Source organism: Sinosporangium album (assembly GCF_900100605.1).
In the GTDB taxonomy this organism is placed as follows: domain Bacteria; phylum Actinomycetota; class Actinomycetes; order Streptosporangiales; family Streptosporangiaceae; genus Sinosporangium; species Sinosporangium album.
Map to the genome: position 1 here is coordinate 220,228 of NZ_FNCN01000010.1, position 15,271 is coordinate 235,498.

Here is a 15,271-nt window from a genome sequence, read left to right on the forward strand (position 1 = left end):
CGCCGCATTCCCACGCAGCGCACGGAGGGGTGGGTTCACTCTACACGTCTACTACTCGTCCTTACACGGTTTGAGGTTAAGGGCATAGGTGTTCGAACAGGGTGAGCCACGCGTCGGGGTGGACGAACGCCATCACGGTGGCCGGGGCGGCGAGCAGCGGGTCGATTTCGTAGGCCGTGACGGTGGAGCACCGTGCGGCCAGGGCGAAGGTGAGGGCGCCTTCTCCCGCGCCGGGTTCGAGCACAAGTTCGTGCGCGCCGGCCATGTCGGCCATGTGCCGTACGGCGCGGCGGTCGACGAGGAAGTTCTGGGAGAGGGTGCGCCTGGCCAGGTCTCGCGGGGTGCGTCCGCCGCGGTTCTTCGCCTGTCTCTGGGTGTGTGAATAGTTTCCGTGCGCGAGGGACTTGCCCATGCGATCACGCCCTTTTCGGGTCCGAGGGTGGATGGGTCTCGGAGGCCCGGGCGCGCATGGGGACGCGCTATGCGGTGTTGGTGAAGTGCGTCCCCTCTAGCGAGCCTGAGCCGGCAGGCTGCGGGGACGGATCACATAGGCCACCGCCAGGGCGGCGCAGTACGTCGTCATGAGGCAAGACGGTACGTCTCTCCTCGGGAAGGGGACAACCGGTTTTCCCTGCGCGTGATTCACGGTGTTGTACCTGGTTAGAGGGTCGGCGGGGCCGGGGAGGGGGGTGGTGAGAACCCGAGGAAGGACATGCCGTGATCCCTGCGGAGATGGATGCGTGGGTGGTGGCGCGCCCCGGGCCCATCGCCACGGGCCCTTTGGAGCGCGTACGGTTGCCCGTGCCGCAGCCCGGCCCCGGCGAGGTGCTGGTCGAGGTGGAGGCGTGTGCGGTCTGCCGTACGGACCTGCATTTGACCGAGGGGGAGCTGCCCCCGCACCGCCCGCGGACGGTGCCGGGGCACCAGGTGGTGGGCCGGATCGTCGCGTGCGGTGAGGGACGGACGGGGCTCGCTCCCGGGAGCCGGGTGGGCGTGGCGTGGCTGCGCTGGACATGCGGCCAGTGCCGTTACTGCCACCGGGGGGCGGAGAACCTCTGCCCCTGGTCGACGTATACGGGCTGGGACGCCGACGGCGGCTACGCGGATTATCTGACCGCCGTGGCGAACTACGTCTACCCGCTGCCCGACGATGTCCCGGCCGAACGGCTGGCGCCGCTGCTGTGCGCGGGGATCATCGGCCATCGGGCGCTGCTGAGAAGCGACCTGCCTCCCGGCGGCCGACTCGGGATCTACGGTTTCGGCTCGTCCGCCCACCTGACCGCCCAGGTGGCGCTGTGGATGGGGGCGACGGTCTATGTGATGACCCGCTCGGAGAAGGCGCGGGCCCTGGCGACGGAGCTGGGCGCGACCTGGGTGGGCGGAGCGACGGACACGCCTCCCGAACCGTTGGATTCGGCGATCCTGTTCGCCCCCGTGGGGGAGCTCGTGCCGGTCGCCCTCGCCGCCCTGGACCGCGGAGGCACCTTGGCGGTAGCGGGCATCCACCTCAGCGACATACCGTCGCTCAACTACGACGCGCACCTGTTCCGGGAGCGCTCCCTGCGCAGTGTCACCGCCAACACCCGGGCCGATGGCAGGGAGTTCCTCGAAATCGCCGCGGCCCGCCCGCCGCGGGTCGCGACTGTCGCCTATCCGTTCGACGCGGCCGACCAGGCCTTGCGCGACCTGGCGGGCGACCGGGTCGAGGGCTCCGCCGTACTGAGCACGTTCTCGTCGCTCTAAGCGGCGTCGGCCTCGGCGTCGGCGTCGGCTCGGCGGGTGATCAGGCGGGACGGTCAGAGGTCGCGGAGGATCTGGTGCAGGTGAGCGATGGTCTTGCGCGGCTGTATGGCCTGAATGCCGAGCCGGTTCATCACATGCCAGTAGCGTTGCGTGTCAGCGGGCTTGTCCAGGTAAAGCGCGCTGGTGAGCTGCTCAAGGTAGACGATGTCGGGAAGCTCCCCTTCAGGGAAGCGCAGAATGGTGCTGGCGCCCGCCGCTCCGGCGTGGCATCCGAAGCTGAACGGCATGAGCTGGAGGGTGATGTTCTTCAGCTCGGCGATCTCGATGAGGTGCTTGAGCTGGGCGCGCATGACGGCCGCACCGCCGACGGGCCGCCGCAGCGCCGTCTCGTCGATGACGGCCCATAGTTTGGGCGGAGTCGGCTTGGCTAGGAGGCGCTGGCGCCGTTTGCGCAGGTCGACGCGGCGCTCGACCTCCTCGGGGGTGGCCTGACCACCTCGGCCGATCCGGATGATGGCGCGGGCGTAGTCCTCGGTCTGGAGCAGGCCGGGGACGAACTGCACCTCATATGTACGGATGACGCAGGCGGCCTGCTCCAATCCGAGGTATGCCTCGAACCAGCTCGGGACGACGTCGCCGTAGTAGTGCCACCACGCCGGCGCGTTGGCCCTCTCGGCGAGGGAGAGCACGGTGGCGCGCTCGGCCTCGTCGTCGACGCCGTACAGGGTCAGCAGGTCGTCCACGTCCCGCAGTTTGAACCCGGTCCGCCCCAGCTCAAGCCTGCTGATCTTGGAGGTGGAGGCCCTGATGGTGTCACCCGCTTCCTCGCGGGTCATCTTTCTGGCCTCGCGTAGTCTGCGGAGCTGCGCGCCTACCAGCATGCGCAGCACGGTGGGTCCGGCCTGCCGATAGTCCACAGCACGGCCTTCGGGCATCTCTGTCGCTGTCCGAGCAGTTTGCAAGCCCGCTCCTTACATCACAAACCGATACGGTCCGGTTCATAAACATTCATCATCCACGGACCGGGTCCGCAGTCGGAGATCGACTACCGCAAGCCGCAGCTGCCGAATGCCCGGTTGCAGACCGTGATGGACGACGTACATACATGTCAGCTTTGCAGCTCACGCACTTCCGCACAAAGTGAGTAAGTCCTCTCCGCGTCGCCGGCGGAGGCGCGCGAACTCCGCCGAATGGAACACCCTGCCTTGTGGCCTGCATCAGCGCCGCACTTCCCCCCGCGGTGCGGCCCGAAAAACGCCCGCCTCCACCGCCGCATTGAGGACGTTCATCTCGGCCGATCTTTTCTCAATGCCGTCACCGTCCGCCATGATGGCGACCACGGGTATGAGGGAGGCATGTGAGCAGAACGCCACCGCATGACCGCCCTTCGCGGCAGCCGGACACCACAGGTTGAACTTCAGGCACGAGTCCAAGGAGAACATGCGTGAGCCAGAACCGAAACCCCTCTGATTCAGAGAAGCTCAATCCCGAGATCGCTCACAGCGCGAGAGTGTGGAACTACTGGTTAGGCGGCAAGGACCACTACCCCTCCGACAGGGAGGTCGGGGACCACGTCTCCTCCCTGCACCCGAACATCGCGCACGTGGCACGCGCCGACCGCGCGTTCCTGGGCCGTGTGGTGCACTACCTGGCCGCCGACATCGGCATCCGGCAGTTCCTCGACATCGGCACCGGGCTGCCGACGGTGGACAACACCCACGAGATCGCGCAGCGCGTGAGCCCCGATTCCCGCGTGGTCTACGTGGACAACGACCCCCTTGTGCTCGTGCACGCCCGCGCGCTTCTCACCAGCACCCCCGAAGGCGCCACCGACTACATAGAAGCCGATCTCCACGATCCGAAGGCCATCCTTACGGCCGCCGAGGCCACACTTGACTTCGATAAACCCGTGGGCATCATGCTGCTGGGAATTTTGAATTTCATTCTCGACGATGGCGAGGCCGCCGCCGTCGTACGGCAACTGCTCGACCGGGTGCCCTCCGGCAGCTATGTGGCGGTCACGCATCCGACCTTCGAAATCGGCGGCGAGGCGAACATCGAGGGTATGCGCTTCTGGAACGAGAACGCCACCCCCAAGATCCGCGCCCGGGGCAGCGCGGAGATCGCCCGTTTCTTCGACGGGCTCGAACTGCTTGAGCCGGGCGTGGTCTCCTGCGCCCACTGGCGCCCCGATTTGCCCGATATCGCGGACCAGCCTCCCGCGGTGCCGCAGTACGGCGCGGTGGGCCTGAAGCCGTAGTCGGACCTGAAGCCGTAGTCTCGTCTTCCTGTGGGCGCGGGGAGCCCACAGGAAAACTCTTCCATCCCACGGTGAAACAGATGGACCTGCCTCGCGGCCTGCGGCGAAGAACGGGGTGAAGAAGCAAGCGCCCACCCCGAGAGGATTCACTCACGTGTCAGGCCACACGAGAATGCCGAGCACCGCGCGCCCACCGGGGCCTGCGCAGTGAGCCCAAACGCGGCATGGGACACGGACGGCGCCGGGGAATCCGATTCGACGCTCATCGAGCGTTCCCTCATCGAGCCGGAACTCTTCGCGGCGCTGTTCGACCGGCACTCCGATGAGATGTTCCGCTATACGGCCCGGCGCCTCGGCCCGGAAATCGCCGAGGACACCGTCGCGGACCTGTTTCTCGTCGCGTTTCGTGGTCGCGCCAAGTACGACCGCGTCCACCAGGACGCTCGGCCATGGTTGTACGGCATCGCCACGAATCTGATCGCCCGGCAGCGCAGAGCCGAACGGCGGCGCACGAAGGCCATGGCCCGAGTGGCGGTCGAGCGGCCGAGCTCCTTCCACGACGGCGCGGACGACCGCCTCACCGCCGAGCGGTTCCAGCCCAAGCTGGCCAAGGCCTTGGCGTCGCTGTCCGCCGCCGAACGGGACCTGCTGCTCCTCGTGGCGTGGGCCAACCTCACCTACGACGGCGCCGCCCGCGCCCTCGGCATCCCCGAGGGCACGGCCCGTTCCCGGTTGCACCGTGTCCGCAGCAAGGTGCGCCGGGCCCTCGGCGGCGTCAACCCCTTCACCGTGGAGCCTTTGGAGCCTCAGCATGGATGAGATCAAAATGTTCGCCGAGCATCCACCGCCCGACCCCGCCTATCCGCAGGGCGCCAAGAGCGCCGCGCGGGGGCGCCTGCTGGAAGAGGCAGCGGGCAACAGGAGGCGTTTCGCCTTCCCCCGGGCCGGGTGGCAGGCCGTGGCGGCCTTCGGGGTGACCGTCGCCCTGGTGGGAGGGGTCACCGTAGGACTGTCGTTGAACACGCCGGCACCGACACGCGGGAGCACGGGTGGGGGCGACGCCATGGCGGGGGCCGTCGTCGCCACGCCGTACACCGGGCAGACGGGGCAGGAGCTGGAGCCGAAGCCAGGGCAGTATGTCGTGGTCGAGTCGGAGACGATGTTCGTCATGGAGTCCAAGGACGCCGACCGCCAGAAGCAGCCAGACAGCTACCTCTATCGCACAAAGCGACGAACCTGGCAATCCTACGATGGATCGGCGCCGGGATTGCTGCGGGTCAGCGATCTGCCCCCGCAGCAGTTCGCGGATAGACCACTTCCGCCGCGCTCCCAGCGGATGGCCGGTCGGAACTTCGCCATCTCCCCGGACTGCGCGCACTGGCCGGAGGGATTCCGGCCGGACTACGCCTACCTCAGCACACTGCCGACCGACGGCGCGATGATGCGTGAAGTCCTCTACAAGCGGGTCACAGGGGACGTAGACCGTGAGGTGGGGGCGTTCACCCAGGTGCGGGAGCTTGTCACCGAGAACTATCTTCCGCGTCCACAACGGACGGCCCTCTTCGAGGCTGTCATGTCCCTCCCGGGGGTGGAGAGGACCGAGGGGGTCAAAGACGGTGACGGGCGTGAAGGCGTCGCGTTCGGCATGGTCAGCGACGGCGTGAACCACCAGCTCGTGTTCGACCCGCAGACGTTCATGTTCCTCGGTGAACGGCAGACGGCCGCCAGTGAGAAGAATCCTCATAGCGTTCCGGTCGGCACAGTTCTCGGCCTGTCGACGCAACAGAAGATCTCGGTGGCGGACGAGTTGCCGAAGGTCGAGAACGTGCTGAAGGACTCCACGTGCGAAATGGGGATGCCTCCGGCGACGGATGGGCCGGTGCCGGCGACGGATGGGCCGACACCGGCGCCGATGACGGCACCCGAACAGGCACCTGCACCGGCATCGACGGACCCCGCGGCTCCGAAGGGCGGCGCAACGCCAATACCGAACGACCCCATGGCGACCAAGGAGAGCAAGCAGGACTGAGTCCCGCTTCCCGGACTACTGCCGCACGGCCCCTGCCGTACATCCCGTACGGCAGGGGCCTCGCTGTGCGCCGCCCTCCGGGCGGCGTATGACATGCTGCGGGAAAGAGACCTCCGTGGCATCCGGAAAGGCGGGACATGCCCGATACCTCCTCCGTCGCCTCGCACCTGTCCACGGCCGCCAAGCCGGTGATCGTGACGGTGGACGACGACCCCGGCGTGTCGCGGTCGGTGGCCAGAGACCTGCGGCGGAGGTACGGCAACGCCTACCGGATCGTGCGGGCCGAAAGCGCGGACCAGTGCATGCACTCGGTGCGGGAGCTGCGCCTGCGGGGCGAGGAGGTGGCCCTGCTGCTCGCGGACTACCGGATGCCGCAGATGAACGGCGTCGAGTTCCTCGAACAGGCCATGGACCTCTACCCATATGCCCGTCGCGTGCTCCTGACGGCCTACGCCGACACCGATGCCGCCATCCAGGCGATCAACGTGGTGGATCTCGACCACTACATGCTGAAGCCGTGGGACCCTCCGGAAGAGAAGTTCTACCCGGTGATCGACGCCCAGCTCGACGCGTGGCAGCGCACCGAGCGGCGGGCGGTGTCGGAGCTGCGGGTGGTGGGAGCGCGCTGGTCGTCCCGGTCGCACGAGGTGCGCGACTTCCTGGCGCGCAACCAGGTGCCCTACCGGTGGCTGCTGGCCGACGAGGGCGAGGGGGCCGAGCTGGTGTCGGCCGCGTGGGAGGTGTGCGGCGGTACGGCGGAAGCCGTACCGCAAGGCGTGCCGCCGGCGGCGAAGCTGCCGCTGGTGGTGACGGCGGAGGGGGTGACGCTCGCGGCGCCCGACACGGCGCGGCTCGCCGAGGCGGTGGGGCTCTCCACGGCACCCGCCACGGACTTCTACGATCTTGTCGTGATCGGTGGGGGTCCGGGTGGGTTGGGCGCGGCGGTGTACGGCGCGTCCGAAGGGCTCAGCACGGTCCTCCTGGAACAGCACGCCTCAGGCGGGCAAGCCGGGCAGAGCTCCAGGATCGAGAACTACCTCGGCTTCCCCGACGGCGTGTCCGGAGGGCAACTCGCCGACCGGGCCAGGAGGCAGGCGCTCAAGTTCGGGGCCGAGCTGCTGACGGCCCGCCAGGCCACAAGCCTCGACGTGAAAGGCCAGACCAAGGTCATCGGCTTCGCCGACGGCGGCAGCATCGCCGCGCACACGGTGATCCTCGCCACCGGCGTGTCCTACCGGCGACTGGCCGCGCCCGGCCTTTCCGACTTCGTCGGCCAGGGCGTCTACTACGGCGCCGCCCTGTCGGAGGCCCCCTCCTGCCGCAACGCCGAGGTCTACATCGTGGGCGCCGCCAACTCGGCGGGCCAGGCGGCGGTCTACCTCTCGCAGTACGCGAGCAAGGTCCACCTGCTGGTGCGGGGCGACGGGCTGGAGAAGTCGATGTCGCACTACCTCATCGAACAGATCTCCCAAATCCCCTCCATCGTGGTCCACACCCGCACCGAGGTGGTGGCCGGGGAGGGCGACGGGCATCTGGAGCGGCTCACGTTCAGCGGCCCCGACGGCACCTGGACGGACTCCGCCGAATGGCTGTTCGTGTTCATCGGGGCCGAGCCGCTGACCGACTGGCTGGGCGACACCGTCGAGCGTGACCCCCACGGGTTCGTGCTGACCGGGCCCGACCTCACGGCCGCCGGGCGACGGCCGAGAGGCTGGACGCTGGAGCGCCAGCCGTACTTCCTGGAGACCAACGTGCCGGGCGTGTTCGCGGCGGGAGACGTGCGGGCCGACTCGATCAAACGGGTCGCCTCCGCCGTCGGCGAGGGCGCGATGGCCGTGTCGATGGTCCACCGCTACTTGGAGAAGACATGATCGGGCCCGACGACCTGCGCGACCTGTTCCTGTTCGAGGGGCTCGACAGGGAGCGGCTGGAGTGGCTCGCCGCCCACGGCGAGGAGCGCGCGTACGACGCCGACGAGTTCATCGCCCGCCAGGGCGAACCGGCCGAAAGCTTCTTCGTGCTCGTCGAAGGCGAGCTCGTGCTGTCGCTGCAGAGCACGTCCGGGCCGGTGTCGGGCGAACCCACCTCCCAGCCCGGCGTGTACGGCGGAGCCGTCATGGCCTACCTCGGCTCCCACACCTCCGAGATCTACGGCCATTCGCTGCGCACCACCAAACCGTCGCGGCTCTTCGTCCTGCCCGCCGAGCGGTTCTCCTGGATGATGCACGAGTGGTTCCCGATGGCCGTCCACCTGCTGGACGGCGTACGGCTCGGCGGCCTCGCGCAGCGTGAACTCATCGACCGGCGCCAGCGCCTGACGGCCCTCGGCACGATCACGGCCGGGCTGACGCACGAGCTGAACAACCCGGCGGCGGCAGCCGTACGGGCCGTAGGGGAGCTCCGCACGCAGGTGAACGCGTCGCGGCGGCGGCTGGCCGACCTGGCCGAGGCGGGCATCGCGCCGGAACGGCTGCGCGCGTTGATCGACCTCCAGGAGACGTGCGTGGAAGGGGCGTCGGCGCCGCCCGTGCGGACACCTTTGGAGCTCTCCGACGCGGAGGACGCACTGGCCGAACACCTTGAGGATTACGGCGTCGAGGACGGTTGGGAGATCGCGCCGTCGCTGGTCGCCGCCGGTTTCGGGCCGGGCGGCCTCGACCAGGTGCGTGAGGCCGTCGGTGACCACTACGTGGGGGCGGCCGTGCGCTGGATGGCACGCGCCACGGAGATCTCCCAAATGCTCGACGAGGTCGCCGACGCCACCGAGCGCATCACCACCCTGCTGAGCGCGGCCAAGCAGTACTCCCAGATGGACCGCGCGCCCTACCAGGTCGTCGACGTGCGCGAACTGCTCGACAGCACCCTGGCCATCTTCCGCGGAAAGATCCCTCCCGGCGTCACCGTCGTCACCGACTACGACCCCGACCTGCCGCCCATCCCCGCCTACGCCGGGGAGCTCAACCAGGTGTGGACCAACCTCATCCACAACGCCCTCGACGCCATGGGCGACACCGGCACCCTCACCGTGCGCACCTCGCGCGGGCACGACGTCGCCCTCGTCGAGATCTGCGACACCGGCCCGGGTGTGCCCGAAGAGCTGCGCGAACGCATCTTCGAACCCTTCTTCACCACCAAACCCGTCGGCAGCGGCACCGGGCTCGGGCTCGACATCTCCTTCCGCATCGTCGCCGGCCGCCACGGCGGCGACCTACGTGTCGAGTCCCGCCCCGGCGACACCCGATTTCAGGTGCGCCTCCCCCTGACCGAATCCCGCTGACGGTCAAAGCTTCACGACACGAGCCCAATCACCCACGAGGACGCTGATGTCCTCTGGGTCTGACGTCAATATGGTGACCGGCCGCTCATGCCGCTGGGCCGTGGCGCACACGATGGCGTCGATCGCGTGCCGGTGACCGTGCAGCCCGGCCTCCTTCAGCAGACCGGTCGCCGCAACAGCGACCTCTTTGGTGACGGGTTCGACGACAAGCCTGGACAGCGTCCACTCGAAGCGAGCACGGTTGATCTTGGGATGGAGCACTTCGACAATCGTTGCGGCGCTGACCACAACCCGCACATTTTCCTCGACCGCCCCGGCCAACCACTCAGTGAGGCGCTGTCCGACTGCTCTGGACAGACCTTCACAGTCGAGAACAAGTGTGCCCGGCATCAGGCGGCGGGGGGCCGGGAGTAACCGGTACTCTCGGCTTCTCCGCGCAGAATGGCGCGCTTGGCATCCACCTCCGCACGATCCACGGGGCCATGCTCCGCCTCGGCAGAGGCGATGAGATCACGGAGGTTGTCCTGTTCAACCTGCCGTGCCAACGCCTCGGACACGTAGGCCGAGAAGCTTGCCCGACCGATGCGAGCCTGGACGGTCTCAGCAAGGTCCTCCGGGATCGTCACGCTGAACTTCTTTGTACCATTAGCCATGCTACCAACGGTAGCATAAGTAGCACCCATGGGGGGATAGGGCCGGGACGATGGTGTTCGTGAATCGACTGCACGAGTGGCCGGAGAGCGCTGAGGAGGCGGTGGCGATCCAGGAGCGGCTCCGGCCGCTCGTGGTGCTGAACGAGCCGGGGCCGGACGAGGTCGAGCTGGTCGCCGGGCTGGACGTCGGCTACGCGAAGGACACCGACGACCTCATGGCCGTGGCCGTGGTGCTGTCGGCCTCCGCCTTGGAGGTTGTCGACCAGGCGGTCGTCGCCCGGCGGGCGACTTTCCCCTACATTCCCGGCTTGTTCGCCTTCCGGGAGCTCCCCCCGCTCGTCGAAGCCCTCGAACGGCTGCGCACCACGCCCGACCTGATCCTCTGCGACGGGTACGGCACCGCCCACCCACGCAGGTTCGGCCTCGCCTGCCACGTCGGCGTCCTGACCGGCCTGCCCACGATCGGCGTCGCCAAGACGCCCTTCCTGTTCGACCACGACCCTCCCGAGCCCAAACGCGGAGCGTGGACTCCCCTCCTCGACACCCACGAGATCGTCGGCCGAGCCCTCCGCACCCGCTCCACCGTCAAACCCGTGTTCGTCTCCCAGGGCAACCGCATCGGCCTCGACAACGCCTGCCGCCACGTCCTCCGCCTCGCCCCCGCCTACCGCCTCCCCGAACCCATCCGCCAAGCCGACCGCCTCTCCCGCACCCCGACCTGACCGACTCAGTTCATCAAACGGTCGACAGGGCAGTTCATGATGGCCAGATGAACACATTGACCACGATGTACGGCGCGAGCAGCACGAATACGCTCAATGGCCAATACCCCCGGCGTGGAGCATCCGTCTCTCGTCGCACCACATAGTTGAATGCAGCGAAAAGCAGCATGATCACCGCGAACCCAACCAGTCCTATCAGGGCTACCAAAGGATCATCGATTTTCGCTCTCTGGACTTGCTGTATCGCACTGAGCTCGGGGAGCGTTATCGCCTCGATGTGAATTCTCAAGAGCGTGAAGGGCATGACAGCCATGACCCCCAAGACCGCATTGAATACAACCGACAGCGGCCAGAGCATCCAACGCCGGATTCGGAAGTCGATAGCACCCATGGGCGTCTCCGAAATGTGTCAGCTTAATAGCAGAGTACTGCATGGCCCGGCAGACGGAAGCCCAGGTTGGCATGGCTCAGTCGAGACGGCAACTGGGAGCCATCCTGCTTGGAACCTTTGAGGAACCATCAAGACCAACTGCGATGGCATTCACCATGGGTAATTGTGCGTTGTCGCTCACAATCACTGTAATGAATGCGCCGAAGTATTTCCAGTTCCCGTCGGCTTGCTGGTATGCGCTCTGCGCGTTATTCCAGACTACATCCCTCACGTGGGACTCAGAGATGCCACGCGCGGCCATCTGGACGCGCGCATGAGTGGTGAACCCTTCTACAAGGAGCCTGTTTCATCCTCGGCCGACTTGAGGAGACAAATCGATGGCGGCACGGTAGAAAAGCACTCGAAGCCTATGGTTCGGTAGGGCAGATCTTGGTCGATCAACCCACCTGTCGGGTGGCCCCGAGGGATTTCACCTCGGGGCTCCCACAGATCCCGGCGTGAACCTCTCGGTTCACCGGGCTCCTGTCACTCTGGTCACCAGGCGTGCGGGACCGAAGGCGTCCATGGCCAGTGCGCGAACATGCGGGGATATCGCTGTGTAATTCCCCGCCAGCACTCCAGGGCCTTCTTCTTACCTTGCAGCCGTTTGTATTTGTTGCGGATCCAGCGCACCAGGTAGGCGTTGATGCGCGCCAGAAGAGGATACAGAGCCGAGCGATAATACGCGCCGTAGTACTGCATCCAGCCGCGAACGATCGGATTGACCCGTCGTGCGAGGTCGGTGAAGGTACGGCGGGTGCGGCGGTGCAGTCGCCAGGACCGCACCTCCTCATTCAACCTTTTCAATGCCTCTTTGCTGATCGCGGGCAGGAATGAGCTGAACTGCCGCCCATGCTTGTCCCGCGCCCTGCGCTGCCGGAACTCAAACCCCAGGAACGTGAACGATGTGTGGTTGTATGAGCCACGCCTCTTCCCGTCCTTGCAGTAAACGATCCGCGTCTTGTCGGGATGCAGCCGCAGCCCGACCTCCTCCATTCTGCCCGAGATCGCCTTTACCATCGCAATGGCCTGCGCCTCGCTGACGCAGTGCACAACCACGTCATCGACGTAACGTTCGAACCTGATACCCGGGAACTCCCGTGACATCCACATGTCAAACGCGTAATGAAGGAACAGATTAGCCAGCACAGGTGAGACCGCTGAACCTTGCGGAGTTCCGCGGTCCCTTCGCTTCCAGGCACCGTCGGGCTGCTGCAACGGAGCTCCGAGCCATCTTCTCACATACAGCAGCACCCAAGCCTGATCGGTATTGGCCTCCACCGCTTTGACGATGAGGTTCCAAGGAACACTGTCGAAGAACTTCTGGATGTCCAAGTCGATCACCCAGTCGGTCTTCCAGCAGCACCTGCGGCATGCCCCGACCGCATCGAGCGCCGATCGTCCCGGCCGGTATCCGTAAGAGTCGTTGTGGAAGATCGCCTCGACCTTCCGCTCCAACCTCCCGGCCACCACCGTCTGAGCGACGCGGTCGGCGACGGTGGGCACACCCAGGATCCTCGTGCCGCCATGCGGTTTCGGTATCTCTACCGCCAGCACCGGAGGTGGAAAGTAACTCCCTGAAGACATCCGATTCCAGATCTTGTACAAATTGTTCTTCAGATCCTTTTCGAACTCCCCGACAGTGCAGCCATCCACTCCCGGCGCACCTTTGTTGGCTTTAACCTTCTCCCATGCCTCCTGAACTTCCCGCTTCGAGATATCGAACGGCTTGCCTGACGATTTCAGCTCGTCCACGCGACTCCTCCCGGAGGATCTCCGGTTGATCGAACGAACAACAGCCTCGAATGACCTGGCCCCTTCGCTCCACCTCCATTACAGAGGCTTCGTCACTACTACGAGCCAGTCCGCCGGCGTGCCTCGCAACGGTACTCAATCCCTCCCGGATTCAGCCGGTCGGGAGTCTCCCTCTCGCCGTCCAACAGGACGGCACTATCGGGGCACGCCTTCTCACGTTCCACGCGAAAGCAGCAGATCGGCCTCACGTCGCCTATATGCCGGACACCACCTGGCCAGTAGGCGGGCACCCGCCAGGCTCATCCCGAGGCTCCTGATACGCCTCGGTTTCGATGTCACCCGAAAAGCTTTCGACACGTCATCAGCGATTCACTTGCGTTCGTCTTCCCGATCCCCACCTGATGCCTCTTACGACACCTTTTCCCACATCGCTTACCACAACGGTCTTCAGCCAATGCGGCAGTGGGCGGTTTGAAGCCTTCCCCCGCAGGACGACTCCGAAGGGCCACCATCCTTCATCTTCCACGCAGCACCGCGTCAAGAAGCTCTCCCTACATCAAGCCTCCCTCAACGTTCGTGACACACACCAGGGGCTTCCCTACGTCACAAGCGGTTCGACAGCATCGCGATCACGCTGTGACGTGCCTTCCCTCAAGTGAGGATGAAAAAGGTTCACGATGACGTTTTCTCACTGACTTTCAATTGATCCTGCGATCAAAATCGACCAAGCAACCGCGACTGTCGTACCGGTCGAGAGATGGGATGCTCGCTCCGGACATTCCCCCAATGCCCAATTCTTCCGCGCGACCCGTCGACCAACGTCTAGCGAATTCTGGTTTCGAATCTCCAAAGGCAACCCGGTGTGACGTCAGCGGACGGGTTTCACCGTGATCGGTGGAAGGTCGTTGATGCAGGTGGTGGGCCCGGTTTTCCCGGTGCGGATGAAGTTGACGATCACGCTGGTGACGCAGCCGCCGGGGTCTGCGTCGGGGGTGTGGCCCATGTTGGGGACGACGATGAAGGTCGCCCGTTTGAATTGGGCGGCGGCGAGGCGGCCGGCGGCTTCGGTGGTGTTGGCGTCGAGGTCGCCGGAGAGGACGAGGACGGGGACGTCGGGGAAGTGTCCGGTGGAGACGTAGGGCCGGGCGGTGCCTTCGCGCGGCCAGGTGATGCAGGCGTCGGCGAGGTCGTCGAGGCCGCCGGTGAAGCCGCGGGGGCTGAAGGCGCCGAAGGCGCCGGGGCGGGTGGCGCCGAGGGCGGCGGCGAATTGGCGGCGCCGTTCGGGGATGGACGCGTCGACGGAGTAGGGCCGCGGGTAGTCGTTGCAGACGACGGAGACGGACTGGGCGGCGTCGTCGCCGCGTCCGCCGACGCTCTGCTGGAGCATGGTCCGCAGCGGTTCGTAGTCGCTTTTGGCCGCGCGGTCGAGGATGTACGGCAGGCCGCCGAGCAGGCTGGGTTTGGTGGGGTTTTCACCGACGCCGCTGCTGGCGCCGGTGAAGGTGGCGGAGGCGAGCATGGATTCGTTGAAGGTGACGGTGCGGGGCTTACCGTCCATGGTCAGGGTGATCTTCAAGGGTGTGGCGCGGAGGCGGGCGGCGAAGACGGTGAGGTCGCGGACGGCCTTTTCTCCGTCGCAGGCGCCGCCGCTGCGTGCGCAGATGCGGCGCAGGTTGGTGGAGACGGCTTGGGCGCTGTCGCGGCCGAGCGGGTCGATGTTGAGGGGGTAGGCGCCGGTGAGCACGATGGATGCGACCCGGTCGGGGTGGCGTTGGGCGTAGATCGGCATGAGGTAGGTGCCGTAGGAGCTGCCGAACAGGACGAGTTTGTCGATGCCGAGTTCGGCGCGGACGGCGTCGAAGTCGTCGGCGGTGGCGGCGGAGGTGTAGCCGGCGGCTTTGGGGCCGAGGTCGGCGGCGCAGCGGGCGACGCCTTCTTGGAAGCCGAGTCTGCCGGAGTGCGGCACGTCGTTCTTGTTGACGTGGCAGTTGAGCTGGCCGGACAGGCCGGTGCCGCGGGGGTCGACGAGAAGCAGATCGTGGTCGGTCAGCAGGGCTTTGAACTGCCGTGCGTATCCTTTGCCTTCGGCGATGGCCGGTGCGCCGGGGCCGCCGGGGTTGACGATGAGTGTGCCGGCTCGGGGCTTGTCCGGGTGGCTGCGCCGTACGAGGGCGTAGGCGACGGGGGTGGTGCCGAGGTCGGGCCTGCCGTTCACCAGCGGCCTTGTGATCTTGCCGCATTCGACGCGGTGGCCGGGGATGGCGGGGCACCATGAGGCGCGTGTCGCGGGGGCGGGCATGCCGCCCGTGGCGGCCACGGCCGCGGGGGCCGCGAGAGCGCCGGTGAGTGCGGCGGCGGTGACGGCGGCGCGTAGTCGGTGTGGGGAGCGGTCGTGCTTCACG

Annotated in this window: 15 protein-coding genes; 7 read left to right on the plus strand and 8 right to left on the minus strand. The window is 66.7% G+C overall.

Annotated features, from left to right (window positions below):
- Window positions 1-76: 76 nt before the first annotated feature.
- Window positions 77-412 carry an rRNA adenine N-6-methyltransferase family protein gene (locus tag BLQ73_RS13120; protein ID WP_093170702.1) on the minus strand — a complete coding sequence of 112 codons (336 nt, stop codon included), beginning with the start codon at window positions 410-412 and terminating at the stop codon, window positions 77-79.
- Window positions 413-717: 305 nt separating this feature from the next.
- Here BLQ73_RS13120 and BLQ73_RS13125 point away from each other — a divergent pair, with 305 nt between their 5' ends.
- Window positions 718-1,743, plus strand: coding sequence for a zinc-dependent alcohol dehydrogenase family protein (locus BLQ73_RS13125; protein WP_420820010.1), 1,026 nt, complete (start codon window positions 718-720; stop codon window positions 1,741-1,743).
- Between the two features lie 53 nt (window positions 1,744-1,796).
- On the opposite strand, the gene BLQ73_RS13130 is transcribed toward BLQ73_RS13125, so the two are convergent.
- Window positions 1,797-2,705: a helix-turn-helix domain-containing protein gene (locus BLQ73_RS13130; protein WP_420820011.1), complete on the minus strand. Its 909-nt coding sequence runs from the start codon at window positions 2,703-2,705 to the stop codon at window positions 1,797-1,799.
- 255 nt (window positions 2,706-2,960) lie between these two features.
- Window positions 2,961-3,185, minus strand: a complete 225-nt coding sequence (locus tag BLQ73_RS13135; RefSeq protein ID WP_093170704.1) for a hypothetical protein — start codon at window positions 3,183-3,185, stop codon at window positions 2,961-2,963.
- Window positions 3,186-3,187: 2 nt separating this feature from the next.
- Between BLQ73_RS13135 and BLQ73_RS13140 the strand changes: the two genes are divergently transcribed.
- The 5 genes from BLQ73_RS13140 (at window position 3,188) to BLQ73_RS13160 (ending at window position 9,309) form a co-directional block, all read left to right on the plus strand.
- Window positions 3,188-4,003, plus strand: coding sequence for an SAM-dependent methyltransferase (locus BLQ73_RS13140; protein WP_093170705.1), 816 nt, complete (start codon window positions 3,188-3,190; stop codon window positions 4,001-4,003).
- Window positions 4,004-4,210: 207 nt separating this feature from the next.
- A complete protein-coding gene (locus BLQ73_RS13145; RefSeq protein ID WP_245691048.1) occupies window positions 4,211-4,822 on the plus strand; it encodes an RNA polymerase sigma factor in 612 nt (203 codons plus the stop codon).
- On the plus strand, window positions 4,815-6,032 hold the full coding sequence (locus tag BLQ73_RS13150) for a CU044_5270 family protein (RefSeq protein WP_093170706.1): 1,218 nt from the start codon (window positions 4,815-4,817) through the stop codon (window positions 6,030-6,032). Before BLQ73_RS13145 ends, BLQ73_RS13150 begins: the two co-directional genes overlap by 8 nt.
- A gap of 137 nt (window positions 6,033-6,169) precedes the next feature.
- On the plus strand, window positions 6,170-7,903 hold the full coding sequence (locus tag BLQ73_RS13155) for an NAD(P)/FAD-dependent oxidoreductase (RefSeq protein ID WP_093170707.1): 1,734 nt from the start codon (window positions 6,170-6,172) through the stop codon (window positions 7,901-7,903).
- Window positions 7,900-9,309: an ATP-binding protein gene (locus tag BLQ73_RS13160; protein ID WP_093170708.1), complete on the plus strand. Its 1,410-nt coding sequence runs from the start codon at window positions 7,900-7,902 to the stop codon at window positions 9,307-9,309. The genes BLQ73_RS13155 and BLQ73_RS13160 overlap by 4 nt, the downstream gene beginning before the upstream one ends.
- Window positions 9,310-9,312: 3 nt before the next feature.
- Here the strand turns inward: BLQ73_RS13160 and BLQ73_RS13165 are convergent, their stop codons facing one another.
- Both BLQ73_RS13165 and BLQ73_RS13170 read right to left on the minus strand, forming a co-directional pair.
- Window positions 9,313-9,699, minus strand: coding sequence for a type II toxin-antitoxin system VapC family toxin (locus tag BLQ73_RS13165; protein WP_093170709.1), 387 nt, complete (start codon window positions 9,697-9,699; stop codon window positions 9,313-9,315).
- A complete protein-coding gene (locus BLQ73_RS13170; RefSeq protein WP_093170710.1) occupies window positions 9,699-9,962 on the minus strand; it encodes a hypothetical protein in 264 nt (87 codons plus the stop codon). Before BLQ73_RS13170 ends, BLQ73_RS13165 begins: the two co-directional genes overlap by 1 nt.
- Before the next feature lie 50 nt (window positions 9,963-10,012).
- Here BLQ73_RS13170 and nfi point away from each other — a divergent pair, with 50 nt between their 5' ends.
- On the plus strand, window positions 10,013-10,684 hold the full coding sequence (nfi, locus tag BLQ73_RS13175) for a deoxyribonuclease V (RefSeq protein ID WP_093170711.1): 672 nt from the start codon (window positions 10,013-10,015) through the stop codon (window positions 10,682-10,684).
- 34 nt (window positions 10,685-10,718) lie between these two features.
- Here the strand turns inward: nfi and BLQ73_RS13180 are convergent, their stop codons facing one another.
- The 3 genes from BLQ73_RS13180 to BLQ73_RS13190 form a co-directional block, all read right to left on the minus strand.
- Window positions 10,719-11,075: a hypothetical protein gene (locus BLQ73_RS13180; RefSeq protein WP_093170712.1), complete on the minus strand. Its 357-nt coding sequence runs from the start codon at window positions 11,073-11,075 to the stop codon at window positions 10,719-10,721.
- 534 nt (window positions 11,076-11,609) lie between these two features.
- The gene (gene ltrA / locus BLQ73_RS13185) at window positions 11,610-12,869 is read right to left on the minus strand and encodes a group II intron reverse transcriptase/maturase (protein ID WP_093170713.1); all 1,260 of its coding nucleotides are present in this window, start codon (window positions 12,867-12,869) and stop codon (window positions 11,610-11,612) included.
- Window positions 12,870-13,737: 868 nt separating this feature from the next.
- Window positions 13,738-15,270, minus strand: coding sequence for an alpha/beta fold hydrolase (locus BLQ73_RS13190; protein ID WP_218125827.1), 1,533 nt, complete (start codon window positions 15,268-15,270; stop codon window positions 13,738-13,740).
- Window position 15,271 lies beyond the last annotated feature (1 nt).

What these genes read in the sequence shown, in the direction of transcription:
- BLQ73_RS13120 (WP_093170702.1), bottom strand. Translation starts at nt 412, where the DNA reads ATGGGCAAGTCCCTCGCGCACGGAAACTATTCACACACCCAGAGACAG.
- BLQ73_RS13135 (WP_093170704.1), bottom strand. Translation starts at nt 3,185, where the DNA reads ATGTTCTCCTTGGACTCGTGCCTGAAGTTCAACCTGTGGTGTCCGGCT.
- BLQ73_RS13150 (WP_093170706.1), top strand. Translation starts at nt 4,815, where the DNA reads ATGGATGAGATCAAAATGTTCGCCGAGCATCCACCGCCCGACCCCGCC.
- BLQ73_RS13155 (WP_093170707.1), top strand. Translation starts at nt 6,170, where the DNA reads ATGCCCGATACCTCCTCCGTCGCCTCGCACCTGTCCACGGCCGCCAAG.
- BLQ73_RS13160 (WP_093170708.1), top strand. Translation starts at nt 7,900, where the DNA reads ATGATCGGGCCCGACGACCTGCGCGACCTGTTCCTGTTCGAGGGGCTC.
- BLQ73_RS13165 (WP_093170709.1), bottom strand. Translation starts at nt 9,699, where the DNA reads ATGCCGGGCACACTTGTTCTCGACTGTGAAGGTCTGTCCAGAGCAGTC.
- BLQ73_RS13170 (WP_093170710.1), bottom strand. Translation starts at nt 9,962, where the DNA reads ATGGCTAATGGTACAAAGAAGTTCAGCGTGACGATCCCGGAGGACCTT.
- nfi (WP_093170711.1), top strand. Translation starts at nt 10,013, where the DNA reads ATGGTGTTCGTGAATCGACTGCACGAGTGGCCGGAGAGCGCTGAGGAG.
- BLQ73_RS13180 (WP_093170712.1), bottom strand. Translation starts at nt 11,075, where the DNA reads ATGGGTGCTATCGACTTCCGAATCCGGCGTTGGATGCTCTGGCCGCTG.